Source organism: Gemmatimonadaceae bacterium, assembly GCA_019637355.1.
Taxonomy (GTDB): Bacteria; Gemmatimonadota; Gemmatimonadetes; order Gemmatimonadales; family Gemmatimonadaceae; genus Pseudogemmatithrix.
In genome coordinates this window covers 1248812-1275397 of sequence record JAHBVT010000001.1, presented here as the reverse complement: position 1 = coordinate 1275397, position 26586 = coordinate 1248812, and the positions used below count along the sequence as shown (strand labels likewise).

Sequence of the window (26586 nt, the reverse complement as noted above, 5' to 3'; positions counted from 1 at the left end):
TCAGACCTCCATAATCTCGGCTTCCTTCGCCTTCAGGGCCGCGTCGATCTTCACGATCTCCTCGTCGTGCAACTTCTGCAGGTCCTTCTCGGCGTGCTTCACGTCGTCCTCGGACACGCCGCTGAGCTTCTTGAGCGCGTCGCGGGCCGCCGTGCGCGCGTGACGCACCGCGATGCGGCCGTCCTCGGCGTACTTGTGCAGTTGCTTGGCCAGTTCCTTGCGACGCTGCTCGTTCATCGCCGGCAGCGGCACGCGGATCTGATGGCCCTGCACCGCCGGGTCGAGACCGAGATTCGACTCGCGGATCGCCTTCTCCACCGCCTTCACCTGGCCTTTGTCGAAGGGCGTCACCAGCAGCAGGCGGGGCTCCGGCGCCGAGACGTTGGCGCACTGGTTCATCGCCATCAGCTGGCCGTACATCTCGACCTTCACCGTGTCGAGCATCGCCGGCGAGGCCTTGCCCGAGCGCACCGAGGCGAACTCGCGCTTGGCGGCATCGACGCCCTTGTCCATCGCCGCGCGGCAGTCCTTCAGGATGTTCTGGATCATGAGACGAGGGTCCCCACGGGCTCGCCCCGCAACGCGGCGGCGACGACACCCTTCGTGTGGATGTTGAGGACGATGAGCGGGAGGTTGTTCTCCTTGCTGAGCGTGATGGCCGTGTGGTCCATCACCTTGAGCTCCTTGCTCACAACGTCCATATAGGAAATCGCATCGAACTTCTCTGCCTTGGGATCCTTCTTGGGGTCAGCGTTATACACGCCGTCCACGCTGGTGGCCTTGATGATGACGTCGGCCTTCATCTGGATGGCGCGGAGCACCGCTGCCGTGTCCGTGGAGAAGTACGGATTGCCCGTGCCGGCCGCGAAGATTACGGCCCGGCCCTTCTCGAGGTGGCGGATGGCGCGGCGCCGGATGTACGGCTCGGCGATCTCTTCCATCCGGATCGCCGTCATCACGCGCGTGTCGAGGCCTTCGCGCTCGAGCACGTCCTGGAAGGCCAGCGCGTTGATGACCGTGCCCAGCATCCCCATATAGTCCGCCGAGACGCGGTCCATCCCCATCTTGGAGATCTGCGACCCACGGACGATGTTGCCGCCGCCGATCACCATCCCCACCTGCGCGCCCATTTCGGTGATGGCCTTCACCTGCCGGGCGAACTCCCGAATGGTGTCAAAATCGAAGCCGAAGCCCTTGTCTCCGGCGAGGGCCTCGCCGGAGAGCTTGAGCAGGACTCGGGGATACTTGAGCGCCATTCGGGATCCTGGGATTAAGCCTCGCCCATCTTGAAGCGCACGAAGCGCTTCACGGCCAGCGGCGCACCGGCGGCCTTGGCCGTCGCGGCCACGAGGTCGCCCACCGTCTGCTTGTCATCGCGGACCCAGGGCTGGCCGACGAGGGTGACCTCGCTCAGCAGCTTCTGGATGCGCCCCTCGACCATCTTCTGCGCGATGGCCTCGGGCTTGCCGCTCTCGACGGCCTGCGCCACGAAGATCTCGCGCTCCTTGGCGAGGAACTCCTGGCTGACGCCGTCCTTATCCACGGCAATCGCGACGACCGGCACGCCAGCCGCGACGTGCTCAGCCACGTGCTTGCCGAGCTCGAGGGCCTGCTCGCCATTGCCCCCGGCGACTTCGACGATCACGCCGGCCTTGCCGTTGAAGTGCAGGTAGCTGCCCGCGACGCCGCTAGTCGCGAAGCGCGCGATGCGGCGCAGCTCGACCTTCTCGCCCGTCTTGGCCGAGGCGGCCTTGACGATGTCGCCCACGGTCTGCGCCTTGTCGGCGTACCAGGGGGTCGCGAGGTAGGCGCCCTCGGCGCCCACGGCCACGAGGCCGTCCACCGCGGCATCCTGGCCCACGTGCTCGGCGAGCTTCTTGGACAGTGCGACGAACTCGTCGTTGCGGCCCACGAAGTCGGTCTCGCAATTGACTTCGATCATCGCGGCGACGGACGCGTCCGCGTTGGTCCAGATCACGATCTGGCCCTCGGACGCGGCGCGGTCGGCGCGCTTGTCGGCCTTGGCGATGCCCTTCTTGCGGAGGATGTCCACGGCGGCGTTCATATCGCCGTTGGCCTCCTCGAGGGCCTTCTTGCAATCCATCATCCCCGCCCCGGTACGGGCGCGGAGCTCGGCAACATCCTTGGCACTGATCTGCGTGGCAGACATCGGAATTCTCAGGTAGGGATACTCAGGCGTGACGTCGCCGCCGGGAGCGAGCTGCTACTCGACCGGCGGCGACCGAAAGGTACTGCTGGACGCGGGGTCGGACCAAGCCGAGCCGCGGATTCACCGCTTACTCGGCGGGGCTGTCCCCGGCCTCGGTCGCCTCGCCGCCTTCGGCACCGCCCTTGAGGCGGGCCGCGATGGCTTCCGGCTTGGCACGGCGACGGCGCGGACGACCGCCCTTCTCGCCGCCACGGCCGCCGCGATCGCCACGGTCGCCGCCGCGCTCACGCTCGGTACCGCGCTCGGACGACCACGTGGTCGCCTCGCCCGGCTCCTCGGCCTCAGAACGCACCGGCGCCTCGCGGCGCGCTGCCGAGATGGCCTCGGCGATGGCGCCGGAGATGAGCTCCACCGAGCGGATGGCATCGTCGTTGCCGGCGATCGGCACGGTGATGAGGTCCGGATCGGAGTTGGTATCGCAGATGGCGATGATCGGGATGCCGAGCTTGTTGGCCTCGTCCACCGCGATGCGCTCCTTCTTGGCATCGATGACGAACATCAGGCCGGGCAGGCGCCCCAGCGACTTAATGCCGGAGAGGTTCTTGGCCAGCTTGTCGCGCTGACGGGTCATCATCAGCGCTTCCTTCTTCGTGTAGTTCTCGAAGGAACCACCCTCGGCCGAACCCGCCTCGAGCTCCTTGAGCTTGCGGAGCTGCTTCTTGACCGTCGCGAAGTTGGTCAGGAGGCCGCCGAGCCAACGCTCGGTGACGTGCATCGAGCCGGACTTCTCGGCCTGTTCGGCGACGAGGGCAGCCAACTGCTGCTTGGTGCAGACGAAGAGGACCTGCTCGCCACGCATCACGACTTCACGCGCCAGCTCCTTGGCCTTCTCGAGCTGCGTGACCGTCTTCTGGAGGTCGATGATGTGGATCCCGTTGCGCTCCGCGAAGATGAAGCGGCGCATCTTGGGGTTCCAACGGCGGGTCTGGTGGCCGAAGTGGACACCGGCCTGGAGGAGATCGTTAATGCTGGGGCTGGACATTGTGCTCTGTGGTTAGGGCGTCGCCGCGCTTCATCGACATCACCAGACCTCGCCGGGATGGCTTGGCACCTTGGGATGTCTCTGCTTGGCTGAGAGATGAACTGCGAGGTGGGACTTGAGACGTGAGACGGGAGACTTGAGAGGGGGACTCTCACGTCCCCCGTCTCACGTCTCAAGTCTCGTTTACCGCTTGCTGAACTGGAACTTCTTGCGCGCCTTCGGACGGCCCGGCTTCTTACGCTCGACCGCACGCGCATCGCGCGTGAGGAGGCCGAGGCTGCGGAGCTTGCTGCGGTGCTCCTCGTCGATCTTGACCAGCGCGCGCGAGATGGCGAGGCGCAGCGCACCGGCCTGGCCGGTCTGGCCGCCGCCGGTGAGGTTGGCCTGCACGTCGAACGCGCCGAGCGTATCCGTGGCCGTGAACGGCTGCTGGATCGCCGTCACGAGGGCCGGGCGCGGGAAGTAATCGCCGAGCGTACGGCCGTTGAGGTCCCACTTGCCGGTGCCCGGGGTCAGGTACACGCGGCAGACGGCTTCCTTACGGCGGCCGATGGTGTGCGTCGTATTGGTCGCCATTGTTACTTGGCCTCAGCCTTCGGGAAGGTGAGCGTCTCGGGCTGCTGGGCAGCGTGCGGGTGCTTGGCATCCGCGTACACGCGGAGCTTGAGGCGGAGCTTCTGGCGGCCGAGGGCCGTCTTCGGGAGCATCCCGTACACCGCCTTCTCGATCACGCGCTCCGGATGCTTGGCAAGCATCGTGGAGAACTTGGTGTAGAGCTCGTGACCCATATAGCCGGTGTGGCGGAAGTAGTTCTTCTGCTCCGCCTTGCGTCCCGTCACCTTGATCTTGCTGGCGTTGATGACGATGACGTTGTCGCCCGTGTCCATATGGGGCGTGAAGATCGGCTTGTGCTTGCCGCGGATGATCCGCGCGATTTCGGTCGCGAGGCGACCGAGGACCATCCCATCGGCATCGACAATGAACCACTTGGATTCAATGTCGGCGGGGGTGGCCGTGAACGTGCTACGCATTGTGAAGACCAACTAGAGAGGTACAACGCCTCACCGGTGCGGGATGCAACCCGGGTCTCGGCACCCAGCTAAGGGTTTTTGGGACAGACGCTAAAGATAGATATGAGTGGGGGTTAGGTCAACTGGGGGCATTTGACGGATGACGGAGGACGGAGGACGGAGGACGGATGACGGATGACGGGGCGCTGCCTCGGCTTACCGCATCCGTCATCCGTCATCCGTCCAGCTCCACCAACACCATCCCCTTCTCTACCGCCTTCCCCGACTGCGCGTGGATCGCCTTCACCCTTCCGGCCGCCTGGGCCCGCAGCTCGTTCTCCATCTTCATCGCCTCCATCACCACAACTGGTTGTCCCGCTTCGACTTGGTCGCCCACCTGCACGTGCAGCCGGACGATGAGCCCGGGCATCGGGGCGACGACGGGGGCCGGCCCTTGGGCTCCGGCAGCGGCCGCGCTCAGGTCCCGGATGGCGCGGGCCCGCTCGTCCAGGGCATCCAGCTCGAAGCGCCATCCGTCGATCCACAGCACGTAGCGGCCCTTGGGGACCTCGCGCTTCACGACGGCCTGGTACTGCTTGCCGCCCACGTTCACGACGTGCACCGGAGACCCCTGCACCTCCAGCAGCGCGGCAGCGGCGGCACTGCCGGCGTAGGTGGCCTGGCCGTCGGCGAGGTCCACCTCGTGGCGTTCGCCGTCGATCTCGACGATGTACTTCATCCTTGCAACTCCGGGCGTAGCTCGCAGAGCGTCTCGACGTGCGCCGTCTGCGGGAAGAGGTCGTAGCACTCGATGTCCTGGACAGCCCAGCCAGGCAGGCGGCCGACGTCGCGCGCAAGGGTGGCGGGGTCGCAGCTCACGTAGATGATGGCCTTGGGAGGAGACTTCACCAGCGCCGCGGTGACCTTGGCGTCCACGCCACTGCGCGGGGGATTCAGGATGACGACGTCAGCGGGCAGGTGCGCACCGAGCACGTCCTCGACGCGCGCGGCGATGGCGCGCGAGCCCGGCGCGCCGGCAGCGGCCGCCCCGCGGCCCGCGGCCGTCAGTCGCGTTGCCGCGTACTCCGACGCCTCCTCGTCCGCCTCGATCGCGACAACCTGGACGCCCTGCGCGTCGAGCGCGGCAGCCACATCGCCAGACCCGCTGAACGCATCCACCACGCGCCGTGGCTGTTGCGTCATCACACGGTCCACCACGGCGCGGCGCAACAGGGCCGCCATTTCCGGGTTCACCTGCGCGAAGCTCGCACCCGGCTCGCCGGCGGGACGACGGTCAGCCACGAGGCGCCGCCGCTTGCCCTCGGCCTGCCACCACACAGCCGCGAGCCCCGGCACGCCATCAAGGAACTCCGAGATCGCGGGCCACTCGCGGCCGCCCTCCAGCACGAAGTGCGCGCGCCCCTCGATCACGCGGATTGTGCCGCGCAGCCGCGGCTCGTCGGGCAGGTGTTCCGCGGCGGCGAGCACCTCGCGCCACGCGGCCAGCACCGGCTCGGCTGTAATCAGGCAGTCCTCAAGTTCGAACACCGCCTCGGGATCGTCGAAGGCGCGCAGACCCGCATACCACGAGCCGTCCGCGTGCCGGCGCATCGCGAGTGTGAGCGAGCGACGATACCGCCAGGGCTCCGCCGCGTGGATGCGCGGCAAGGGAATCTCGCGCTTGGCGATGCGCTGGAAGGCGTCACGAAGCATCGCGCGCTTGGCATCGCGCTGCACCGTGAGGTCCACGTGCTGCCACTGGCAGCCACCGCAACGATCAGGCGCCTCGTAGTGCGCGCAACTCGGCGCCACGCGCGACGGCCCCTCGCGTTCGACGCGCAGCAATCGCCCGCGGCCCACGCGGCCTTGCACGGTGACGTCCGCGACCACGCGGTCGCCCGGCGCCGTGCGGGGCGTGAACACCACGAGCCCGTCGTGGCGAGCGACGCCGTCGCCGCCGGCCGAGATGCTCGCGATGTCGAGCGTCGTCTGACTCACGCGCCGCGCAGGGCTTCGCGTCGGGCCAACCCTGCCCAGCTCTCACGGGACGGATCTGCCGGCGTGTTCGACGCGGACGCGGCATCGCCCGCCGCCCCTGCCGCCTTCACGGCGGCGACGCCGGTGCCCGGCCGCCCACCACGATCCTTCTGCGCGAACAGCGCACCGGCAATCGCCGCCACGCGCAGCGTCTCCGCCGAGGGTCGGCGAGAGAGGATCTCCGGCAGCTTGGCCTCGAGCCACTGAATCGTCACGTTGCCCGCCCGATACTCCGGATCCGCCATCATCCGCAGATGGAACTCCCGGGACGTCTCAACGCCGTGAATCACCAACTCGCGCAGGGCGCGCTCCATCCGGGCGATCGCGAGCTCGCGCGTCCGCGCGTGCACGATGAGCTTGGCCAGCATCGGGTCGTAGTTGAGCCCCACCACGGAGCCCGTGGTGATGCCGCCGTCCCAGCGCACGCCCGGTCCGCCCGGCAACTGCAGATGCGTGATCCGCCCGGTGCTCGGCAGAAACCCGTTCGCTGGATCTTCTGACGTGATGCGGCACTCGATGGCCCAGCCGTTGGGCTGCGGCGTCTCCGTGAACGGCAGCGTCTCGCCGCGCGCGATCCGCAGTTGCCACTGCACCAGGTCGATTCCCATCACGAGCTCCGTCACCGGATGCTCCACCTGGATGCGCGTGTTCATCTCGAGGAAGTAGAACTTGCCGTGTGCATCCAGCAGAAACTCACAGGTGCCGGCGTTCACGTAGCCTGCAGCCTTCGCGGCGGCAACCGCCGCATCGCCCATCTGCTTGCGGAGTTCGGGCGAGACCGCGACCGACGGCGCCTCTTCGATCATCTTCTGATGCCGGCGCTGAATGCTGCACTCGCGTTCGCCGAGCGAGATGCAGTTGCCGTGCTGGTCGGCGAGGACCTGAATCTCGACGTGTCGCGGCCCCTCGACGTACTTCTCGATGTAGACGGCGTCGTCGCCGAAGGCGTTCTTGGCCTCGCGCTGCGCGGAAGCGAGCGCGTTCTCGATCTTGGCGAGGTCGCGGACCACGCGCATTCCCTTCCCGCCACCGCCAGCCGCGGCCTTGAGCAGCACCGGCAGGCCGAACTCCTTGGCGAGCTTCTTTGCCTCAGCGGCATCCTTCAGCGCTTCGGTCGTGCCCGGCACCACCGGCGTGCCAGCCGAGATCGCCAGCGTGCGCGCCGCCGTCTTGGAGCCCATCGCGGCGATGGCGCTGGCCGGGGGGCCAATCCAGATCAGCCCGGCGTCCTCCACCGCCTTGGCGAACCACTCGCGCTCGGAGAGGAAGCCGTAACCCGGATGAATCGCATCGGCGCCGACCTGCTTGGCCACATCAATTAAATGGTCACCGCGCAGGTAGCTCTCGCTGGCCGGCGCCGGGCCGATGTGTACCGCTTCGTCCGCGGCGCGCACGTGCGGGGCGCCGGCATCGGCATCGGAGTACACGGCCACCGACTGGATGCCCAGTTCGCGGCAGGCGCGGATGATGCGGACCGCGATCTCGCCGCGGTTGGCGATCAGGACCTTGCGCAGCTCGCGCGGCGCCGCACCGGACTTCTTCTTCGCCGCGCTCACAGCGGAATGTTCCCGTGCTTCTTCCGCGGCATCGACTGGCGCTTGCCCTGCAGCATATCCAGCGCGTCGATCAAGCGCGGACGCGTGTCGCGCGGGTCGATGATGTCGTCCACGTAGCCGCGCGCCGCCGCCACGTACGGATTCGCGAACTTCTCCGTGTACTCGGCCACGCGCGCGTCCATCGCCGCCTGCGGGTCCTTGGACTCGGCGATCTCCTTCTTGAACAGGATCTCCACCGCGCCCTTGGGGCCCATCACCGCGATCTCGGCCGTCGGCCAGGCGAGATTGACATCGCTGCGGATGTGCTTGGAGCTCATCACGTCGTAGGCGCCGCCGTAGGCTTTGCGCGTGATCACCGTGAGCTTGGGCACCGTGGCCTCGCAGTAGGCGTAGAGCAGCTTGGCGCCGTGCTTGATGATGCCACCGTGTTCCTGCGCGACGCCTGGCAGGAATCCCGGCACGTCCTCGAAGGTCACGATCGGGATGTTGAAGGCGTCGCAGAAGCGGATGAAGCGCGCCGCCTTCATCGAGGCGTTGATGTCGAGCACGCCGGCCAGCACCGCCGGCTGGTTGGCGACGATGCCCACCGAGTGCCCGCCCAAGTGCGCGAAGCCGACGACGATGTTTGCGGCGAAGTCCTTCTGCACCTCGAGGAACTCGCCGTCGTCGATGACGCGCCGCAGCACTTCGTGGATGTCATACGGCTTGTTTGCCGAGTCCGGGACGATGTCGAGCAGGGCCTCGTCCTTGCGGTCGCGCGGATCCGCGCCGACACCTCGCGGGGCCGCGTCCACGTTGTTGCTCGGGATGAAGCGCATCAGCGTGCGGATGCCTTCGAGGCACTCCAACTCCGTGCCGCTGGTGAAGTGCGAGACGCCGCTGGTGCCGCCGTGCGTGTCGGCGCCACCGAGCTGCTCCATCGTCACGTCTTCGTGCGTGACCGTCTTCACCACGTTCGGGCCGGTCACGAACATATAGGAGGTGTTGCGCACCATCCACACGAAGTCCGTGATGGCCGGCGAGTACACCGCCCCGCCGGCGCAGGGGCCGAGGATGGCCGAGATCTGCGGCACCACGCCCGAGGCCATCGTGTTGCGCAGGAAGATGTCCGCATAGCCGCCGAGCGAGACCACGCCTTCCTGGATGCGCGCACCGCCGGAGTCGTTGAGGCCGATCACCGGTGCGCCGTTCTGCACCGCCAGGTCCATCACCTTGCAGATTTTGCCCGCGTGGGCCTCGGAGAGCGAGCCGCCGAAGACCGTGAAGTCCTGCGAGAACACGTATACGAGGCGGCCGTGGACCTTGCCGTAGCCGGTGACCACGCCGTCGCCGTAGGGCTTCTGTTTATCCAGCCCGAAGTCGCTGCTCCGGTGCGTGACGAAGCGGTCGAGTTCGACGAAGCTGCCTTCGTCGAGGAGCACCTCGAGGCGCTCGCGGGCGGAGAGCTTGCCCTTGGCGTGCTGGGCCTTGAGGCGATCGGCGCCGCCGCCGAGTTCGGACTCGGCGCGGCGCTGGGCGAGGAGGTCGAGTTTTTCGCGCATTGACATTCCTCGAACTTAGCCGTGCGGCGCAAGAGGCGCACGGCACGCCGAGAGCGAGATTGTCACGCCGCTGGGCTGGCCAGCTCCCCGTACCACGCGGTAGGTTGGTCCCGTCCGAATCTCCCACCCCCAACCACGACGGCACCGATGACCACACAGGCCCTGCGCTCTCGCTCTGTCGGCGAACTGGTCGACGCCACGTTCACGCTGTACCGCAAGGACACGGCGGCATACGTCTCCGTCGGCGCCCTCGCCGGTACGCCTGGATTGATCGTGCAGCTCTTCTGGTCCAACGAAGCGGGATACGAGAGCCTCACTGCGGCACTCTTCGCGTCGCTCATCACCGTCGTCACCTACAGCCTGATGACCGGCGTCATCATTCGCGTCGGTTCGGACGTGTACCTCGGCGGAAGTGCCGACATTCAACGTGCGTTGCGTGCGGTGTGGCCGAAGGTCGGCACCTTGATCGCCGTCTCAATCATGAAGGCCATCCTGCTCTTCCTCGGTGCCTTGCTCCTCCTCGTCGGCTTCTTCTACGCCGGTTCGCGCTGGTTCGCGCCGGAGGCGGTCTGTATTCTCGAGAATACCGACTCCAGCAAGGCGTTCGCCCGCTGCACCAACCTCTCGGAGGGTCGGAAGTGGCACATCTTCCGTACGCTGCTGCTCGGCTACGGCATCTACATCCTGCTGATGATCGGCATCGCTGCGATCGCCGCAATGTTTGGTGGCTACGTGGTGACTACGCTCACCCAGACCGTGTTCACGGTGGTGGCGTACCCGACCATCGCGCTCCTGACGATGCTGCTCTACTACGATGCGCGCATCCGTGGCGAGGGCTTCGACGTTGAGCACCTGGCGTCCTCGCTCGGGTCTGCCGGCACGCGCTGACGACCGTGCCCCCGTGGACAGCGGACGCGATTCGCGACAGCACCGCGGCGATCGTCGAGGGGCTCGGGTATCAGCGCAACGTCACCCAGTCGCTGTTCAGTCGATTCGCCGACTGGGGCATCGCGCAGCTGCTCCGCGTGCTCGACGTCCTGCCGAACGTGAAGCTTGGTCCCTGGCTGCTGATTGGCCTCGTGATCCTGCTGATCGTGCTCGTCGTGATTCGCTCCGTGGTGAATCTCCGGGCGGAGCGCGAGTTCCGCGTGAGCGCTCCCGGCACCGTGCGTGGGACGACCCGCACAGACCCCTCGCGCGAGGCGGAGCGTCTGGCGGCGGCGGGCGCGTATCTCGAGGCGGCGCAACAGCTCTGCGCCGCCCTCCTGGTGGCGAGCTCGCGACGGGGCGAGATCACGCTCCACCCTTCGAAGACGACTGGAGACTACGCACGCGAGATGAAGCGCCGCGGGGTGCCCGCAGCGCGCGCCTTCCAAGGATTTCGGGCACGCTACGACCGCGTGGTGTACGACCTTCAGTCCTGCACCGCTGAGGACTTCGCCGCACTCCGCGCCGCGGCCCAGCCGCTGATCGGCCGGGAGCTGGCCGCGTGACCACGCCGGCAACACGGAAATCACCGTGGTGGACGCAACCGCGACTCGTGCTGCCGTTGGCGCTGGCGCTCACGACGCTCAGCGTCCTGTTTGCCCCATCGCGGCCCGGGCCGCGCAGCGGCGATCCCCGGCTGACGACGACGTCCGCAGGGCCGCTCGGCGCGAAGCTCCTGTACGACCTCGCGGGACGGCTGGGCTGGGAGACGCAGCGACGACTCGTGCCGAGCTTCGACACCGACCACCGCACCATCCACGCGGTGCTCAACCCGGTGGTGCCCCTCCGCGTCGGCGAGACGCACGCGCTGCTGAATCACGTCCGCGCCGGGGGCGGCGCGCTGGTTGTGCTGGGTCCGACGACTCGCGCCTTGCAGGATAGCCTCAGACTCCGGATCACTGAGCGAGGCGGTCAGATGCAGTGGATCGAGTCGGACTCGGCTCGCTGCAGGGGCCGCGAACTCCCGGCAGCGCTCTCGCTGTGGTTCGGCTCCCCGCCCCAGATGTTGAGCTTCGATTGGCGCGGCGCCCCCCCAGAGGACGTGGTGCACTTCATCCAGTCCGCGCGGCAGCGCTCACAGCAGCAGGCGGCGCGGGTCGCACCGACGATGATGGGCTTCACGCTCGGACGGGGACGCATGGTCGTCGCCGCGGACGCGGACGTGTTCCGCACCGACGCGATGCGGGACTGCCTCACCGGACTGGACGTGGCGGCAGTGCGCGCGCTCGAGTTCCTGCGCGAGGGCGGGACAGTGTCGCGCAGCCGGATCGTCTTTGATGAGTACCATCAGGCGTTCGGAGCGCAGCCCGGCACCATCTCCGCGGTCGCCTTGTACCTCCGGAACTCCCCGTCAGGACACTTGCTCACTCAACTGACCTTCGCCGGGCTCGTCCTGCTCGTCGCGTTCGCCCCCCGCATCGTGGCCCCGCGGGTCGAGCAGCGCATCGAGCGGCGGTCTCCACTGGAACACGTGGATGCCCTGGCCCGGGCATACGCCCAGGTCGGCGCCACCCGCACCGTCGCGCAACGCTTGCTCCGCGGGCTACGCCGTCGGGTGACGCGCGGAGCGCTCGCGCCCGCCGCGCGCCACGACGGAGCCCTCGACGACGTGTCGTGGCTGGGTTTCGTCGCCACTCGGCACCCCGAGCTTGCGGAGGACGTGGCGCTGGTGCGACGCGCGCAGGCCGACTCCCTGCTCCGCCGCGAACTGCCGACGCTTGGCCCCGCGCTCCATCGCATCGAAACCACCCTCACGCGACCTACTTGATATGACGCTCACCATCGAACAGGGTGCCGCCTACGCCAGCCGGCTCAGGGGCACGCTCGCTGAATGCATCGTTGGACAGCCGGAGCTGATCAACGATGCGATCATCGCTTTCCTCGCGCGCGGCCACCTGCTCGTCGAAGGCGTGCCGGGTACGGGCAAGACCTTGCTCGTGCGCGCGCTCGCCGCGGCGCTCGGCGTCGGGTTCACGCGCGTGCAGTTCACGCCGGACCTGATGCCGAGCGATATCACCGGCATTTCGGTGATGCGCGACGCCACGCGCGGATGGGAGTTTCAGGCCGGGCCGATCTTCACCGACTTGCTGCTCGGCGACGAGATCAATCGCGCGCCGGCCAAGACGCAGGCTGCGCTGTTGGAAGCGATGGCCGAACGGCAGGTCACGACCGACGGCGTGACGCGTCCGCTGCACGATCTCTTCACCGTCGTGGCGACACAGAATCCCGTGGAGCACGACGGCACCTTCCCGCTGCCGGACGCGCAACTGGACCGCTTCCTGCTCAAGAGCGTGGTGCGCTATCCGGACCGCGACGCGGAGATGGCGATGCTGGCGGCCCACGAGGCCGGCTTCGACCCCGAGCGCAGTGGCGCGACCGCGCTGGTCACGCCGGTCTTGAACCGGGACGAGGCAATCGCCATCCGTGCCTTGGCGGATGAGGTGCGCGTCGCACCCGAGGTGCAGGGCTACATCGCCGACATCACGCGCGCGACGCGCGAAGAGCCGGGCTTGGCGCTCGGCGCGAGCCCCCGCGCGAGCGTGGCGCTGATGCGCGCCTCGCGTGCGGCCGCCGTGCTCGACGGGCGCGGCTACGTCCTCCCCGACGACGTCAAGGCGCGGGTACCGTCGGTGTTGCGGCACCGCGTCGTCGTCGCGCCGGAACTTGAGGTCGAGGGCCGCGATGCCGACCAGTTGCTGGACGAGATCCTCCTGCGCGTCGCCGCGCCGAAATGACCGCTCGGGCGCTCTTCGTTCCGGAACGGCGGCTCGCGGTCGCGCTCGCGATCGCAGCCATGCTCTGGATTGTGCCAGGCATCGGCTCGCTACTGGGCGCGACGGCCCTCGGGGCCATCGCGCTCGGCGTGGTGATCGACCTGTTCCGGCTCCCCAGCCGTCATAGCTTCCGCATTGCGCGAGAGGCACCGGAAAGCACTGGACTGGGCGACGACGCGGCGATCAGCTACCGCTTCACGAACGCGACCGCGATGCCGTTGCGCGCCCTGGCGCAGGACCGCCTTCCCCCCTGCGTCGCCGGCGGACTGGGCACCACACGGCTTGTGGTGGCGGCGCACAGCACCACAAGCGTCGAGGTCCCGTTGCGCGGCATCAAGCGGGCAGAAGACGTGCTCGGGCCCGTCGGCGTGCGGCTGACGACATCGCTTGGCCTCGTCGGCGTGCGCATCCGCGCGACGCCAGAGGACCGCATTCGCGTCCTGCCGAGCGTTGCGGGCGTGCGCCGGTTTCGCCTCCTCTTGATGCAACACCGCCTCGAGACTGCCGGCGTCCGGCTCCAGCGCTTACGCGGCGAGGGCCAGGGATTCGCCGGCCTTCGCGAGTACGTCGTGGGCGACGATGTTCGCCACATCGACTGGAAGGCGACGGCCAAGCGGTCCAAGCCAATCACGCGCGAGTACACAATCGAGCGTGCCCAAACCGTCCTGACGCTCATCGATGCCGGACGCGGGATGACGCAACTCGCGGGCGACTTCTCTCGCTTCGAGCAGGCGCTGGCCTCGGCGCTCATCCTGACCGACGTCGCGGTAATGGCCGGCGACCGGGTCGGGACGATGGTCTTCGACGACAAGGTCCGCGCGTTCGTGCCGGCGCATCGCAGTCGCGGCGCGTTGCGCGACGTCCGCGACGCCTTCGTGCCGGTCACGGCCTCGACCGTCGAGCCCGACTATGCCTCGGCGTTTCGCTTTCTCGCCGCACAGCAGCGGAGGCGGGCGCTGATCGTGCTCTACTCGGACGTGCTCGGCGTCCGCGCATCGCGAGCCCTGATCGCCCACGTCTCGCGTTCGAGCGCTCGGCATCTGGTGCTGGTCGTCGCGCTGCGCAACGATCCCCTGCACGCGCTCGCCGTCCCACGCGCCGAGACCAGCGACACCGAACTCTACGCCACTGCCGCCGCGGCCGAGATGCTGGAGTCGCGCGAGGAGGCGCTGGAGCGGATGCGGCGCGCCGGCGCCGTGGTGCTGGACGTCAGCCCGGAGGTGATGACCGCGAGCGTCATCAACCGCTACCTCGAGCTCAAGGCGCGCGGTTCGCTCTGACGGCGCCTTGCCGGACGTACCCGTACAGCAGCAGGCTCGTGATCGCCGACACGATGAGCTTCAGCTCGAGCGGCCACCACGAGATCGGTGAGATGAACCCCTCGATGACACCGGCGACGAGGAGCAGCAACGTCGCGCCAGCCACCAGCGTGATGGCCCGCTGGCCGTTCTCGCGCAGCGCGCGGCGCCGCGTCCGGTCGCCAGGGATCAACAGCGCCGCACCGAGCAACAGGCCAGCGCCGCCGGCGATGCAGATCGCAACCAGTTCCAGCACGCCGTGCGGAGCGATGAACGCGAGGATCAGGGAGAAGATGCCCTTCGCGCCGTAGAGCCCGAGCGCCGCGCCGATGCTGAAGCCATTGCTGACCAGCACGACGCAGGTGATCGCGCCGGCCGTAATGCCGGCGGCGAAGGCGAGGAATGCGACCTGGATGTTGTTGGCGATGATCCCTGACGCCATCGTCGGCCGATAGATCTCAGGAATCTCGACATAGCCGTCGCCGCGCTTGGCCGCCGCCACGCCTTCTTCAGCGCGATCAAGCATCGCCGGCGGCAAGAAGGCCACCGCTGCATCCGGGTCGCGGAGCACCGCCACGCCAGTCACCGCCATTGGCACGAAGAGCAGGAGCGCGGCCAACAGGATCACCGAGGATGAGCGCCGGATCTCCTGCGGCACGGAGACGAAGAGAAAGCGCACGGCGTCGGTCACCGGGATCGTCCGGCGACGGTACAGCAAGTTGTGTGCGGCGGACACCAAGCGGTTCAGGTAGAACAGCTCTCGGCTCTCCCCGCCCTGCGTCGCCGCGCGAAGCCGCGCCAAGTCGGCGGTCAGCTCACGGTACTCCGCGACGAAGTCGCGCACGCCCTCCTCCCCCAAGCTGCGGAGCCCGTTCTGCTGCGCACGCGCGAGCCGCCAGGAAAAGGCGCTCCAGCGCGTGGCGTTTGCCGCCACGATCGCGTGGCGCTCGCGCGCGGCCCCCGTGTCCTGGCGCACGGCGGCACCGCGCGCACGCGCTCCGCGCTCCGCCGCGTGCAACTGCACCAACTGCGCGAGCGGACTCGACCCGGCAAAGCGGACCAGGTGGCTCGCAAACTGCGTCCGCAACTGTGATACGAACTGGGCTCTGCGCTCGGAGTCAAACTCGGAGCGGCGATCGATGAAGCGATCGAGCAGGAGGAACTCCGCTTCGTTGAGCTCGGCCTGCGCGGTCGGGAGCGATTCGGCCGCACCGGCACCGGCCTCCGTCACCAGCGGTGGCACGAGCTCTTCCCGCACCACGAGCGTTCCGGCAGCGAGGTCACCAAGCCGTCGTCCTTGGTGTTGCAGCATCATCGATACGATGCCCACCGCATACGTGAACCCCGGCTGCATATCGATGATGCGCATCAGGTTGCGCACCGCCGACGCGCCGAACGTCACGGAGAGTCCCCCCTCGCGCACCACCCGCAGGCGCATCACGCGCTTGCCGATCGTCCGGCCATCCGCCAGCGCCTCGAAGAGCACGAAGTAGCCCCACATCACGACGAACTGCGCCATCGTCATAATCGCCAGCGCCCACCCGACGGCAGCCGAGGAGTCCACCGACGATCGCCACCCATCGGGGAGCGATGCGACTGTGAACGCGAACACTCCGATGATGGCCACCAGACAGATGGCGTAGTCGATCAACGCCGCATTGATGCGGCTCCCCACGCCGGCGAGGTCGTACGAGACGACCACGAGTTCCGGCGTCTCGACGTCGACGCGATCGTTCAGCACTCAGGCGACTCGGGCGCGGATGGTCACGCCCACGAAGTTATCGCGCGGGCCCGCCTCCAGCGAGCGGCCGAACGCACAACGCCCCGGCCGAGCATCGCTCGACCGGGGCGCCGTTTGCATCCGTCATCCGTCATCCGTCCACGCCGAGGACTTACTCCTCGTCGGCAACGGCATCAAGATCCGCCGGAATCGGGATGTTATCCTCATCTTCCGTGTGCACCTTCGACGGCTCCGCCGGGCGCTCCTGCCCCGCCGGAATGTCGACGACGCCAAGCACGATGCGACGGTGGATCGGATCGACCTCGAGGATGCGCACGTTCATCGCCATCCCTTCCCACGCCACGTCAGCAGAGCTGTTGACCTGCTGGCCGGTGAGGTTGAGGTGCGAGAGCGGCACGAAGCCTTCGATGTCGTTGCCGATGTCCACGACGACGCCCTTGTCCATCAGGCGGGCGACCTTGCCCGGGAGCTCGGTGCCGACCGGCAGCGTCTCGCCGATGCGCAGCCACGGATCCTCAGACGCCTGCTTGAGGCCGAGCGAGATGCGCTTGTTCTCGGCGTCGATGTTGAGGATGACCACGTCCACCGCGTCGCCCTTCTTCACGACCTCCGACGGGTGCTGGACGCGCTTGGTCCAGGACATATCGGAGATGTGGATGAGGCCGTCGATGCCCGGCTCGATCTCGACGAAGGCGCCGAACGAGGTCAGGTTGCGGACCTTGCCGTTGAGGCGCGTGCCGACGGGGTACTTGAGCGGCAGCACCATCCACGGATCCTGCTCGGTCTGCTTCATCCCGAGCGAGATCTTCTCCTCGGCGGAATCGACCTTGAGCACCACGGCCTCGATGGCCTCGCCGATGCTGACGAGCTTCGAGGGATGGCGGACGTTGCGCGTCCAGCTCATCTCGGAGATGTGCACGAGGCCCTCGATGCCCGGCTCGAGCTCGATGAAGGCGCCGTAGTTGGTGATGCTGACGACCTTGCCGTTGACGCGCGTGCCGACGGGGAACTTGTCGGCCACGTCCTTCCACGGGTAGGCCTGGAGCTGCTTGAGGCCGAGCGAGATGCGCTCGCGCTCCCAATCGATGTCGAGCACCTTGACCTCGAGCTCCATCCCGATCTGGACCATCTCGCTGGGGTGCGAGATGCGGCCCCAGGACATATCGGTGATGTGGAGCAGGCCGTCCACGCCGCCGAGGTCGATGAAGGCGCCGAAGTCCGTGATGTTCTTGACCACGCCCTTCCGCACCTGGTCCTTGTTGAGCTCCTTCATCAGCTTCTCGCGCTTGCCGGCCCGCTCGGTCTCGAGGATGACGCGGCGAGACACGACGATGTTGCGGCGGCGCTTGTTGAGCTTGATGATCTTGAACTCGTAGGTCTGGCCGAGGAGCTCGTCGATGTTCGGGACGCGCCGCAGCGCGATCTGCGACCCCGGGAGGAAGGCGTCGACGCCCATCAGGTCGACGACCACACCGCCCTTGATCTTCTTGACGAGCGTGCCGGTCACCGGCTGGTCGGACTCGTACGCGACGCGGATACGCTCCCACACGCGCATAAAGTCGGCCTTCTTCTTCGACAGGACGACCGAGCCCTCGGAATCTTCGAGGTGCTCAAGGAGGACTTCGACTTCGTCCCCGACCTTGAGCTCGGGCATATCCTTGAACTCTTCGAGCGGGATCGTGCCTTCGGACTTAAATCCAATGTCGAGGACGACGAGGTTCTCGCGGATCTCGAGCACACGGGACTTGACGATCTCGCCTTCTTCGATGGAGGCGAGGGTCCCGTTGTACATCTCCATCATCGCTTCGAACTCATCCGACGACAGTTCGTCTTCGTCGTAGAGCTCGGGGCGGCGGTTGGCGAGGGGGCGGAGCTGCGCGCGCTGGGCATCGCGCTTCTGGCGCGCGATTTCCTCAGGGGTCAGCGTTTCGGGTTCGACGGCAGTCATTGCGACATCTCCACACGCGGGGGTTCGGCTCGCCGCGGACGAGGATTAAGTGGGTACGCACTGGCCGGGATTTCCGGACAGCCTTTGAAGCTACAAGACGGAAGACGGAAGGTCAAGGCAAACGCGTTGCCGTGTAAGGGGTTAGATTCTGCGCGGAATGAACGTCCCACCCCCCGACGACGCGCGGCCTCCGGCGCGGCGGTCGAGCCGGTCCATCCGGGTCGTCAGGACGCAGGTGCGCCGGGGTCGCCGGCGCCTGCTCCACGCCCTGCGCGGGGGCCGCGACTATCTGGTGGGGCGCTTCACCGCCCTGCGCCTCGGCACAGAACCCACCCTCGTCGCCTTCGCGGTGATCATCGGCATTGGCGCGGCGCTTGGGGTGCTGGCCTTCTACAAGGGCATCGCGCTGGCCCACTCGGCGTTTGTCGTCTGGCCGGCCCTCGTGCTGCCCGAGCTGGGGCTGCTGGCCTTCCGCCCCCTACTCACAGCCGTCACCTTCGCGACGGCGTCGTGGACGGTGCGCGTCATCGGCCGCGGGCACGACGGCCTGAACGTGCCGGACATCCAAGCCGCGGTGGAGCACCGCGGCGGACGGATCGCGCCGCGCCCGGCCCTGGGCCGCACCTTGGCCAGTGCCATCACCATCGGCGGCGGCGGTTCGGCGGGCGCCGAGGGCCCGGTGGTGGTAATCGGCGCGACGCTGGGCTCCTGGCTGGGGCGGATGTTCCGCTTCAAGCCGGGCCGGCTGCGCGTCCTCGTGGCCTGCGGCGCGGCCGGTGCCATCGCCGCCGCATTCAACGCGCCGCTGGCCGGGGCGTTCTTCGCGCTCGAGGAGATCCTCGGCACCTTCGCGGGCGGCTACTTCTCGCCGGTGGTGGTCGCGGCGGTGGTGGCCGCCGTCGTGGCGCGCGGCATCTTCGGCTCGGGGCCGGCGTTTCCGGTGCCCGGCGAACTCGGCGAGCTCGGTGGCTGGGAGATTGGCCTGCTGCTGCCCGCCCTCGGGGTGGTCTGCGCGCTGATGGGCACGCTCTTCGTGCGCACCTACTTCGGCGTGGACGCCTTCGTCCGCAGCGGGCGCATCAGCGCCAAGTGGCTCCCGTGGCTGGGCGGCGCACTGGTGGGCATCATCGTCTTCGTGACCCAAGGCGCCGTGGCCAGCGACGGACACCTCTCGGCGCCGCTGGACCTGTTCGGCCGGATGCCGTGGTGGACGCTGTTCGGACTCGCGATCGCCAAGATCGTCGCCACGTCGCTGACGCTGAACACCGGCGGCTCGGGCGGTGTGTTCACCCCTGCCCTCTTCGTGGGCGCGACGACAGGCGGCGCCTTCGGCGTGCTCGCCCAGAATGCCCTGCCCGGCGCGCAGGTGGACCCGGCGCTGTACGCCCTCGCCGGAATGGGTGCGATGGTCGCCGGCGCGACGGGCGCACCTATCACCGGCATCCTGCTGGTGTTCGAGATGACGCACGACTTCGAGCTGGTGATGCCGCTGATGCTCGCCGTCGTCGTGACGAAGGCGGTGATGCGCCGCTACGAGAAGGACTCGCTGTACTCGGGCTGGCTGCGGCGGCACGACATCGAGCTGAACCGCGAAGAGATCGCCTAAGGCGCGCCCTTCAGCGCCTGGCGGGCCAGCGCGACGATGCGCTGCACCTGCTCTTCCTGCGTGAGGAAGGTGGTGTCGATGAGCACGGCGTCCTTGGCCTGCTGGGTCTGCGCCTCGTCCTTGAGGTCACGCTGCACCAGCGCCTCGACCTCGGCGGCGATCTCGGCGTCATCGGGCGCCCGCTGCAGGCGCTGCACGAGGCGGCGCCGCGCGCGTTCCCAGGGGTCAGCGACGAGGAAGACCTTCACTCGCGCCTGCGGGAACACGGCGGTGCCCATATCGCGGCCGTCCACCACGATGGGATGTCCCTCGGCGGCGGCGCGCACCTGCGCGTTCACCCACGTGCGCACGGCCGGCATCCGCGCCACGAGGCTCACGTTGGCTGTGACTTCCTTGCCACGGATCTCGGCTTCGAGGTCCTCGTCGCCGAGGTACGGGTGGAAGGTGGTCTCGGCCGGCACGAGGTGCAGCGGCTGGGCTGCGGCGAGCACGTCCCGCTCGAGCCAAGTCTCCGGCGCGCGGCCGCTGCGCAGCGCCGCGGCGGTTGCAGCACGGTAGAGCGAACCCGAGTCCACGTGCCGGAGGCCGAGCTCCCGCGCCACCCACTTGGCGGTCGAGCTCTTGCCGGAAGCGGCGGGGCCGTCGATGGCCACCACCAGCGGTCGGCGGCGCTCAGTCACGGGTGAGGGCGCGGAGGTCATCCCAGAAACTTGGCCAACTGACGGCGCAGCACGAAGGGTCATCGACTTCAATGGCATTGCCCGGCAAGGCGCCGAGGACGCCGAAGGCCATCGCGATGCGGTGATCCCCGTGCGTGACCACGCGCCCGCGCAGAGGGCGGTCGCTGCCGCGCACCACGAAGCCGTCGGGCAGCTCCTCGGCGTCGGCGCCAACGGCGCGGAGACCCGCGACCATCGCGGCGATGCGATCGCTCTCCTTCACTCGCAGCTCCTCGGCACCGGTGACGCGCGTCTCGCCTTCGGCGCGGGCCGCGACGGCGGCGAGCAGCGGCAGCTCGTCGATGAGGCCGGGGATCTCCTCGGGTGCGATGATGATGCCGCGCAGCGTGGCCGCGGAGCAGACGAGGGTCGCCACGGGTTCCCCGCCTTGGTCGGTGACGTCTTCGTGCTCGATGACAGCGCCAATCCGGCGGAGCGCGCGGAAGCCGCCGAGCCGCGCAGGGTTGATCCCCACGTTCTCGGCCCGCAGCGCGCCGCCACGGACGCCACCCATCGCGGCGAGGCCGGCGACGAACGCGGCCGATGAGGGATCGCCCGGGATGTCCACGTCGCAGGCATCGAGACGCGCTCGCGGGTTGAGCGCGACGCTGAGGCCTTCGACGCGCAGGTCCACGCCGCGCGCGCGGAGCATCCGTTCGGTGTGGTCGCGGGTGGCGGCGGGTTCCTCCACCTCCACGGGCACGTCCGCGACCAAGCCGGCCAATAGCACTGCGCTCTTGATTTGCGCACTGGCGACTTCGGGCCGCCACGTGATGCCGCGCAGCGCGCCGCCGCCGAGCGTCATCGGCAGGCCACCGTGCTCGGGGAGCGTGACGCTGGCTCCCATCGCCTGCAGCGGGGCGGCCACGCGACGCATCGGCCGGCGGCTGAGTGATGCATCCCCGGTGAAGGTCGCCGAAAGTCCCGCGCCGGCGACGATGCCAGCCATCATCCGTGCCGTCGTGCCGGAGTTGCCGCAGTCGAGAGGCCCGGCGGGTGCGCGCAGGCCGCGCAGTCCCTGGCCTTCGACGATCACCTCCGCGTCGTCGAGCGCGGGGATGTTGACGCCGAGGTCGCGGAGTACCTGCGCGGTGGACTCGATGTCGGCGCTCTGCAGCAACCCGCGCAACCGCGAGGGGCCGCGGCCCAGCGCCGCGAGCATCAGCGCGCGGTGGGAGATGGACTTGTCGCCGGGAACCCGGAGTGCAGCAGAACGATTCGCCGCGCGCGTCATCCTAGCGGAGCCAGGACTCGAGCGCGGTCGCGAGGTCGGTCTTCTCGTCCCGGTACTTCACGATCAGCGGCGTCTGCACGGAGAGCCCCTGCTTGGCGGCGAAGCCGCCCTTCACGGCGCGCGCACCGGGCACGACGACGGCGCCCGCCGGGATCACCAGCGGCGCATCGGCCGAGCCACGAAGCACCTCCTCGTTCACCAAGTCGAACACCGGCGTGCCGCGCGTGAGCACGACGCCGGCGGCGAGCACGGCCTTCTCGCGCACGACGGTGCCTTCGTAGACGCCGCAGTTGCCGCCGACGATCACGTCGTCCTCGATGACCACCGGGGATGCGTTCACCGGCTCGAGCACGCCGCCCACCTGCGCGGCAGCGCTCAAGTGCACGCGCTCGCCGATCTGCGCGCAGGAGCCGACCAGCGCGTGCGAATCGACCATCGTGCCGGCGCCGACGTAGGCGCCCACGTTGATGTACATCGGCGGCATACAGACCACGCCGGACGCGATGTGGGCCCCGCGCCGCACCGACGAGCCGCCGGGCACGAGACGCACGCCGCGCGAGAGCGTGAGCTTCTGCGGCGGATAGGTGTGCTTGTCGAAGAACTGGAACGGTGAATCCTTGCCGGACATCTCGACGACGCGCCCGGAGCGGAAGCCGAGCAGGATGCCGCGCTTCACCCAGGGCACGGCCTTCCAGTTCCCCTTCTTGTCCTTGACGGCCGAGCGGACGGTGCCTGCCTCCAGCGCCTCGAGCAGTGCCTCGACCACGGCCTCCGTCTCTGGCGGCAGCTTCTCGGCGGCGAGCGGGAAGAGCCGCTCGACCTGCTGCTCCAACTGCTCCGGCGTGAGCTTGAGCGTCACAGCGCCACCCCCGCGATGCGCAGCGCGGCGGACATCCGCGCCTCGTGCTTGGCGTCGAGCGGGACCAGCGGGAGGCGGAGCACGTTGCGCATCTTGCCCATCATCGCCAGCGCGGCTTTCATCGGGATCGGATTGCTCTCGATGAACGCGGCGTCCACCAGCGGCGCGAGCCGGTGATGAATGAGGCTGGCGGTCTTGAGGTCGCTGGCGGCCAGTGCGTCGGTGAGCTGCGCGCAGAGCTTCGGCACGGCGTTGGAGATCACCGAGATCACGCCGTCGCCGCCGGCTGCCATCACGGCCAGCGTGAGGCCGTCATCACCGCTGAGCACGCCGAAGCCTTCGGGGCGTCCGCGGAGGATGGCGTCGATCTGCCCGGTGTTGCCGCTGGCTTCCTTCACTGCGCAGATGTTGGCGTGCTCGGCGAGAGCCAGGGTCGTCTCGGCGGTCATATTGCTGCCGGTGCGGCCGGGCACGTTGTAGAGCACGATCGGCAGCGGCGAGGCGTCGGCGACGGCGGTGAAGTGCGCGACGATGCCCCGCTGGGGCGGCTTGTTGTACATCGGCGAGACGTGCAGCAGGTGCGTGGCGCCGGCCTTGCCCAGCACCTTCGAGGCCTCGATGGCGGCAGCGGTGTCGTTGGAGCCGGCGCCGGCGATCACCGGCACGCGGCCCTTGGCCGCCTCGGCGACGATCCGCACGACGCGTTCGCGCTCGGCGAGGGAGAGCGTGACGGCTTCGCCGGTGGACCCGACCGGGACGAGCCCGTGGATGCCTTCGGCGATCTGCCATTCAACGAGCTTCGCCAGCGCCGCTTCGTCCAGCGAGCCGTCGGCGTTGAACGGGGTGACCAGCGCGGTGATCGCGCCACGGAGCGCTACGGTCATCGGATCACGTCTCCCAGGAAGTCATCCAGCGTGAAGACGCCGCGCTTGCCGACGAGCCAGGCCGCGGCGGCGAGTGCGCCGGACGCGAACACGCGTCGGTCGCGGGCCTCGTGGACCACGCGCACCTGCTCGAAGGCGGCGTCAAAGACGAACTCGTGCGTGCCCGGCACCTGCCCGGTGCGGATGCTGGTCACCGGCACGTCCTTGCCGCGGGCGCGCGACGCGACGGTCGCGAGCATCCGCGCGGTGCCACTCGGGGCGTCGAGCTTCTTGGCGTGATGCGTCTCCACCAAGTGTGCATCGAAGCCGGCGCGCTCGTTGGCGAAGCGTCGTGCGGCCTCCTCCACCACCTTCGCAAAGAGATGCACTCCCAGCGCGAAGTTGGGCGCCCAGAGCAGCGCGCCGCGCGAGCTGCGTACGAAGGTCTCGACCGTCGCGCGCTCGGCGTCCCAGCCGGTGGTGCCGCTGACAACCGGAACCCCAAGGTCGGCGCAGGCACGCACGAGCCCGGCCGCCGCCGTCGGGACCGTGAACTCGATTGCCACCTGCGCGCCGGCGAGCAGCGCCGCGCTGAGGCCCTGGCGCGTCTCGGTCTCGCCGAGCTGCGCCACCACAGTGAAGCCCTGCGCCGGGGCAAGCTGGGCGAGCAATGCTCCCATCTTCCCCGTCCCGAGGATCGCCAGCTTGGTCATCAGGCCGCTCCGCCGAAGAAGGCCGCGTGCAGGCGACGCATCGCTTCGTTCACTTGGTCGCCGTCCACGATGAGGGTGAGGTTGATGCCAGTGGCCGAGAGCGAGACCATATGCAAGCGCAGGTCGCCGAGCGCGGAAAGGGCGCGGGCCATCGTGGCGGTGTGTTCGCCGAGTCCGGCGCCGACGAGTGCCACGATGCCGCGCTGGCGCTCCACCGCCACGTCGCCGAAGGCGCTGAGCTGTGCGACGACGGCGTCGAGATGCTGGTCGTCGTCGACGGTCACGCTGACGCTCACCTCGGAGGTCGCGACCACGTCCACCGACGTGCGGTTGCGCTCGAAGACCTCGAAGATCTTTCGCAGCGCGCCGGGGGTGGCGAGCATTCGTGGCGAACGGATCTTCACGACCACCGTGCGCGTCTTGCCGGCGATGGCGCGCACGGGCGTGCGCGGCGCGTCGAAGGTGATGCGTGTCCCGGTGCCCTGCGGCTTGTGCGAGTTGAACACGAACACCGGGATGCCCCGGCGCACGGCCGGCGCGATGGTGTTGGGGTGCAGCACCTTGGCACCGAAGTTCGCGAGCTCAGCGGCTTCGTCGAAGCGGATGTGCCCGATGAGCTGCGCGCCGCTCACGACGCGCGGGTCGGCGGTGAGCATCCCGTCCACGTCGGTCCAGATCTCGATGGCCTCGGCTTCCATCGCCGCGCCGAAGAGCGAGGCCGAGTAGTCGGAGCCGCCGCGACCCAGCGTGCTGGTGACGCCGGCGCGCGTGGCGCCGATGTACCCGCCGAGCACCGGCACCTTGCCCTCGCGCAACAGCGGCGCGATGGTCGCGCGGCAGGCGATGGCGATGTCGTCAGCCAGCGGCTCGGCGCGGCCGAAGTCCTCGCTGGTGACCATCACGCGGCGGGCATCCACGTACACCGCGGGTATGCCTGCCTTCGCCATCGCAGCGGCGACGATCGGCGCCGAGAGGCGCTCGCCCATCGATGCGACGGCGTCGTGCGAGCGCGGCGTCAGGTCACCGAGCACCGAGAGCGCCTCGGCGAGGTGCGCGAGTTCGTCGAACATCGCGGCCGTCTCGGCCGCCACGTCATCGTGCGCCGCGTCGCCGCCGAGGAGTTCGGCGATGGTCTCGAGGTGCCGCGTGCGCAGTTCTTCGCAGATCGCCAGCGCGACGATGAGTTCGCCCTTGGCCGCCTGCTCGGCGAGTTCAATCAAGCGGTTCGTCGTGCCGGCCAGCGCCGAGACCACTACCACGGGCTCGCGCTCCAGCTTGCTGCGCACGATGCCCACCGTGCGCGCGATGGCGCCGGCGTCGCCGACCGAGGTCCCGCCGAACTTGCAGACAATCATCGGCGGCCTGGCGGGGTCCAGCCCAAGCGCCCGGTGGTCGCGAGCACTTCGGCGTTGAGCACCGCGCCGCCCGCGGCGCCGCGGATGGTGTTGTGGCCCATCGCGACGAGCTTGAGATGGAAGATCGCATCTTCGCGCACGCGGCCGACGGTGACGGTCATCCCGTTGCCGAGCTGGACGTCGCGGCGCGGCTGCGGTCGGTCCGGCTGCTCGGCGAGCACCAGTGGACGCGCTGGGGAACTCGGCAGCCTGAGCGATGCCACCTCGCCCTGCCAATTGCGGATCACCGCGATGGCTTCGCTGGGGCTCGGCTTCTGCCGGAACTTGGCCGACATCACCACCGTGTGGCCGTGCTCGACCGGCACGCGGTTGGCGTGCGCGCTCACCACGAACGGCGCCTCGGCGATGCGCGTGCCTTCGAGGGTGCCGAGCATCTTCTGCATCTCGCGCTCGATCTTGCCCTCTTCGTCGCCGCCGATGTAGGGGATGACGTTGCCGAGGATGTCCAGCGACGGCACGCCCGGGTACCCCGCCCCGCTCACCGCCTGCATCGTCGCGATGAAGAGCTCGGTGAGGCCGAAGCGCTCGTGCAGCGGCGCCAGCGCCATCGTCGCGGCGATGGCAGCGCAGTTGGCGTTGGTGACGACGCCGCCGCTCCAGCCGCGGGCCCGCTGCGCGTCGAGCAACGCGAGGTGGTTGGCGTTCACCTCTGGGATGACGAGGGGGACGTCCTCGGTCATCCGGAAGGTCTTGGTGTTGCTGAGCACGAAGCGTCCCGCCGCCGCGAAGGCCGGCTCCACCGTCTCCGCCGCGACGGCATCCATCGCCGAGAACACGACCTTCGACTTCACCTCGGCGGGGTCGCAAGTGGTAACGACGAGGTCCTTGACCTCCGCCGGCATCGTGCCCTCGATCCACTTCGTCGCATCCTCATAGCGCTTGCCCGCCGAGCGGTCCGAGGCCGCGACCTCGGCCAGGCGGAACCACGGATGGCCGGCCAGCAACCGGACGAAGGTCTGGCCGACGGCGCCGGTGGCGCCAAGGATGGCAACGGGGAGTCTGGGATCGGACACGGTTGAGACAGGAGACTTGAGACGGGAGACTTGAGTACGGACGGATGACGGATGACGGAT

General features: G+C 68.7%; 25 protein-coding genes. 6 read left to right on the top strand and 19 right to left on the bottom strand.

What is annotated here, in order from left to right; genetic code table 11:
- From frr to KF689_05790, 10 genes are all read right to left on the bottom strand, one after another.
- Positions 1-549, bottom strand: a complete 549-nt coding sequence (frr, locus tag KF689_05835; GenBank protein MBX3132890.1) for a ribosome recycling factor — start codon at positions 547-549, stop codon at positions 1-3.
- Positions 546-1256: a UMP kinase gene (pyrH, locus tag KF689_05830; protein MBX3132889.1), complete on the bottom strand. Its 711-nt coding sequence runs from the start codon at positions 1254-1256 to the stop codon at positions 546-548. Before pyrH ends, frr begins: the two co-directional genes overlap by 4 nt.
- A 14-nt stretch (positions 1257-1270) precedes the next feature.
- Positions 1271-2170 carry a translation elongation factor Ts gene (gene tsf, locus KF689_05825; protein ID MBX3132888.1) on the bottom strand — a complete coding sequence of 300 codons (900 nt, stop codon included), beginning with the start codon at positions 2168-2170 and terminating at the stop codon, positions 1271-1273.
- A gap of 127 nt (positions 2171-2297) precedes the next feature.
- Entirely contained in the window at positions 2298-3212 is a 915-nt protein-coding gene (gene rpsB, locus KF689_05820; GenBank protein MBX3132887.1) for a 30S ribosomal protein S2, read from the bottom strand.
- 183 nt (positions 3213-3395) lie between these two features.
- A complete protein-coding gene (gene rpsI / locus KF689_05815; GenBank protein MBX3132886.1) occupies positions 3396-3788 on the bottom strand; it encodes a 30S ribosomal protein S9 in 393 nt (130 codons plus the stop codon).
- 2 nt (positions 3789-3790) lie between these two features.
- Positions 3791-4243, bottom strand: coding sequence for a 50S ribosomal protein L13 (gene rplM, locus KF689_05810; GenBank protein MBX3132885.1), 453 nt, complete (start codon positions 4241-4243; stop codon positions 3791-3793).
- Between the two features lie 214 nt (positions 4244-4457).
- A complete protein-coding gene (locus tag KF689_05805; protein ID MBX3132884.1) occupies positions 4458-4961 on the bottom strand; it encodes an acetyl-CoA carboxylase biotin carboxyl carrier protein subunit in 504 nt (167 codons plus the stop codon).
- Positions 4958-6220: a class I SAM-dependent RNA methyltransferase gene (locus KF689_05800; GenBank protein MBX3132883.1), complete on the bottom strand. Its 1263-nt coding sequence runs from the start codon at positions 6218-6220 to the stop codon at positions 4958-4960. The genes KF689_05805 and KF689_05800 overlap by 4 nt, the downstream gene beginning before the upstream one ends.
- The gene (locus tag KF689_05795) at positions 6217-7773 is read right to left on the bottom strand and encodes an acetyl-CoA carboxylase biotin carboxylase subunit (protein ID MBX3132882.1); all 1557 of its coding nucleotides are present in this window, start codon (positions 7771-7773) and stop codon (positions 6217-6219) included. The genes KF689_05800 and KF689_05795 overlap by 4 nt, the downstream gene beginning before the upstream one ends.
- 38 nt (positions 7774-7811) lie before the next feature.
- Entirely contained in the window at positions 7812-9356 is a 1545-nt protein-coding gene (locus tag KF689_05790) for an acyl-CoA carboxylase subunit beta (protein ID MBX3132881.1), read from the bottom strand.
- 147 nt (positions 9357-9503) lie between these two features.
- Here KF689_05790 and KF689_05785 point away from each other — a divergent pair, with 147 nt between their 5' ends.
- From KF689_05785 to KF689_05765, 5 genes are read left to right on the top strand one after another with little or no spacing between them, the layout of a single operon-like run.
- Positions 9504-10244 carry a hypothetical protein gene (locus KF689_05785; protein MBX3132880.1) on the top strand — a complete coding sequence of 247 codons (741 nt, stop codon included), beginning with the start codon at positions 9504-9506 and terminating at the stop codon, positions 10242-10244.
- A 5-nt stretch (positions 10245-10249) separates the two neighbouring features.
- Positions 10250-10849 carry a DUF4129 domain-containing protein gene (locus tag KF689_05780; GenBank protein ID MBX3132879.1) on the top strand — a complete coding sequence of 200 codons (600 nt, stop codon included), beginning with the start codon at positions 10250-10252 and terminating at the stop codon, positions 10847-10849.
- Positions 10846-12111 (top strand): hypothetical protein, encoded by a 1266-nt coding sequence (locus tag KF689_05775; GenBank protein MBX3132878.1) that lies wholly within the window; start codon positions 10846-10848, stop codon positions 12109-12111. Before KF689_05780 ends, KF689_05775 begins: the two co-directional genes overlap by 4 nt.
- A 1-nt stretch (position 12112) precedes the next feature.
- The gene (locus KF689_05770) at positions 12113-13078 is read left to right on the top strand and encodes a MoxR family ATPase (GenBank protein ID MBX3132877.1); all 966 of its coding nucleotides are present in this window, start codon (positions 12113-12115) and stop codon (positions 13076-13078) included.
- 59 nt (positions 13079-13137) lie between these two features.
- Complete coding sequence (locus KF689_05765) at positions 13138-14397, top strand: DUF58 domain-containing protein (GenBank protein MBX3132876.1); 1260 nt, start codon at positions 13138-13140, stop codon at positions 14395-14397.
- Here the strand turns inward: KF689_05765 and KF689_05760 are convergent.
- Both KF689_05760 and KF689_05755 read right to left on the bottom strand, forming a co-directional pair.
- Positions 14375-16156, bottom strand: coding sequence for a stage II sporulation protein M (locus KF689_05760; protein ID MBX3132875.1), 1782 nt, complete (start codon positions 16154-16156; stop codon positions 14375-14377). The genes KF689_05765 and KF689_05760 overlap by 23 nt on opposite strands.
- A gap of 151 nt (positions 16157-16307) precedes the next feature.
- Positions 16308-18104 carry a 30S ribosomal protein S1 gene (locus KF689_05755; protein MBX3132874.1) on the bottom strand — a complete coding sequence of 599 codons (1797 nt, stop codon included), beginning with the start codon at positions 18102-18104 and terminating at the stop codon, positions 16308-16310.
- A 157-nt stretch (positions 18105-18261) separates the two neighbouring features.
- On the opposite strand from KF689_05755, the gene KF689_05750 reads away from it, so the two are divergent.
- Positions 18262-19710 (top strand): chloride channel protein, encoded by a 1449-nt coding sequence (locus tag KF689_05750; protein ID MBX3132873.1) that lies wholly within the window; start codon positions 18262-18264, stop codon positions 19708-19710.
- Here KF689_05750 and cmk read toward each other — a convergent pair.
- From cmk to asd, 7 genes are read right to left on the bottom strand one after another with little or no spacing between them, the layout of a single operon-like run.
- Complete coding sequence (cmk, locus tag KF689_05745; GenBank protein ID MBX3132872.1) at positions 19707-20411, bottom strand: (d)CMP kinase; 705 nt, start codon at positions 20409-20411, stop codon at positions 19707-19709. The two genes, KF689_05750 and cmk, sit on opposite strands and share 4 nt — an antisense overlap.
- Positions 20383-21663, bottom strand: coding sequence for a 3-phosphoshikimate 1-carboxyvinyltransferase (gene aroA / locus KF689_05740; GenBank protein ID MBX3132871.1), 1281 nt, complete (start codon positions 21661-21663; stop codon positions 20383-20385). Before aroA ends, cmk begins: the two co-directional genes overlap by 29 nt.
- Position 21664: 1 nt before the next feature.
- The gene (locus KF689_05735; protein ID MBX3132870.1) at positions 21665-22495 is read right to left on the bottom strand and encodes a 2,3,4,5-tetrahydropyridine-2,6-dicarboxylate N-succinyltransferase; all 831 of its coding nucleotides are present in this window, start codon (positions 22493-22495) and stop codon (positions 21665-21667) included.
- A 23-nt stretch (positions 22496-22518) separates the two neighbouring features.
- Positions 22519-23406, bottom strand: coding sequence for a 4-hydroxy-tetrahydrodipicolinate synthase (dapA, locus tag KF689_05730; GenBank protein ID MBX3132869.1), 888 nt, complete (start codon positions 23404-23406; stop codon positions 22519-22521).
- Positions 23403-24098, bottom strand: a complete 696-nt coding sequence (locus KF689_05725; protein ID MBX3132868.1) for a hypothetical protein — start codon at positions 24096-24098, stop codon at positions 23403-23405. Before KF689_05725 ends, dapA begins: the two co-directional genes overlap by 4 nt.
- Positions 24098-25453 carry a lysine-sensitive aspartokinase 3 gene (gene lysC / locus KF689_05720; GenBank protein ID MBX3132867.1) on the bottom strand — a complete coding sequence of 452 codons (1356 nt, stop codon included), beginning with the start codon at positions 25451-25453 and terminating at the stop codon, positions 24098-24100. The genes KF689_05725 and lysC overlap by 1 nt, the downstream gene beginning before the upstream one ends.
- Positions 25450-26526 (bottom strand): aspartate-semialdehyde dehydrogenase, encoded by a 1077-nt coding sequence (gene asd / locus KF689_05715; GenBank protein ID MBX3132866.1) that lies wholly within the window; start codon positions 26524-26526, stop codon positions 25450-25452. The genes lysC and asd overlap by 4 nt, the downstream gene beginning before the upstream one ends.
- Positions 26527-26586 lie beyond the last annotated feature (60 nt).

Bases quoted from the DNA above. Each gene is read 5' to 3' on its own strand.
- pyrH (MBX3132889.1), bottom strand. From the start codon at position 1,256: ATGGCGCTCAAGTATCCCCGAGTCCTGCTCAAGCTCTCCGGCGAGGCC.
- KF689_05785 (MBX3132880.1), top strand. From the start codon at position 9,504: ATGACCACACAGGCCCTGCGCTCTCGCTCTGTCGGCGAACTGGTCGAC.
- cmk (MBX3132872.1), bottom strand. From the start codon at position 20,411: ATGACCTCCGCGCCCTCACCCGTGACTGAGCGCCGCCGACCGCTGGTG.
- KF689_05755 (MBX3132874.1), bottom strand. From the start codon at position 18,104: ATGACTGCCGTCGAACCCGAAACGCTGACCCCTGAGGAAATCGCGCGC.
- aroA (MBX3132871.1), bottom strand. From the start codon at position 21,663: ATGACGCGCGCGGCGAATCGTTCTGCTGCACTCCGGGTTCCCGGCGAC.
- lysC (MBX3132867.1), bottom strand. From the start codon at position 25,453: ATGATTGTCTGCAAGTTCGGCGGGACCTCGGTCGGCGACGCCGGCGCC.
- KF689_05770 (MBX3132877.1), top strand. From the start codon at position 12,113: ATGACGCTCACCATCGAACAGGGTGCCGCCTACGCCAGCCGGCTCAGG.
- rpsB (MBX3132887.1), bottom strand. From the start codon at position 3,212: ATGTCCAGCCCCAGCATTAACGATCTCCTCCAGGCCGGTGTCCACTTC.
- dapA (MBX3132869.1), bottom strand. From the start codon at position 23,406: ATGACCGTAGCGCTCCGTGGCGCGATCACCGCGCTGGTCACCCCGTTC.
- frr (MBX3132890.1), bottom strand. From the start codon at position 549: ATGATCCAGAACATCCTGAAGGACTGCCGCGCGGCGATGGACAAGGGC.
- KF689_05765 (MBX3132876.1), top strand. From the start codon at position 13,138: ATGCTCTGGATTGTGCCAGGCATCGGCTCGCTACTGGGCGCGACGGCC.
- KF689_05805 (MBX3132884.1), bottom strand. From the start codon at position 4,961: ATGAAGTACATCGTCGAGATCGACGGCGAACGCCACGAGGTGGACCTC.
- rplM (MBX3132885.1), bottom strand. From the start codon at position 4,243: ATGCGTAGCACGTTCACGGCCACCCCCGCCGACATTGAATCCAAGTGG.
- KF689_05790 (MBX3132881.1), bottom strand. From the start codon at position 9,356: ATGCGCGAAAAACTCGACCTCCTCGCCCAGCGCCGCGCCGAGTCCGAA.
- KF689_05725 (MBX3132868.1), bottom strand. From the start codon at position 24,098: ATGACCAAGCTGGCGATCCTCGGGACGGGGAAGATGGGAGCATTGCTC.
- tsf (MBX3132888.1), bottom strand. From the start codon at position 2,170: ATGTCTGCCACGCAGATCAGTGCCAAGGATGTTGCCGAGCTCCGCGCC.
- KF689_05750 (MBX3132873.1), top strand. From the start codon at position 18,262: ATGAACGTCCCACCCCCCGACGACGCGCGGCCTCCGGCGCGGCGGTCG.
- rpsI (MBX3132886.1), bottom strand. From the start codon at position 3,788: ATGGCGACCAATACGACGCACACCATCGGCCGCCGTAAGGAAGCCGTC.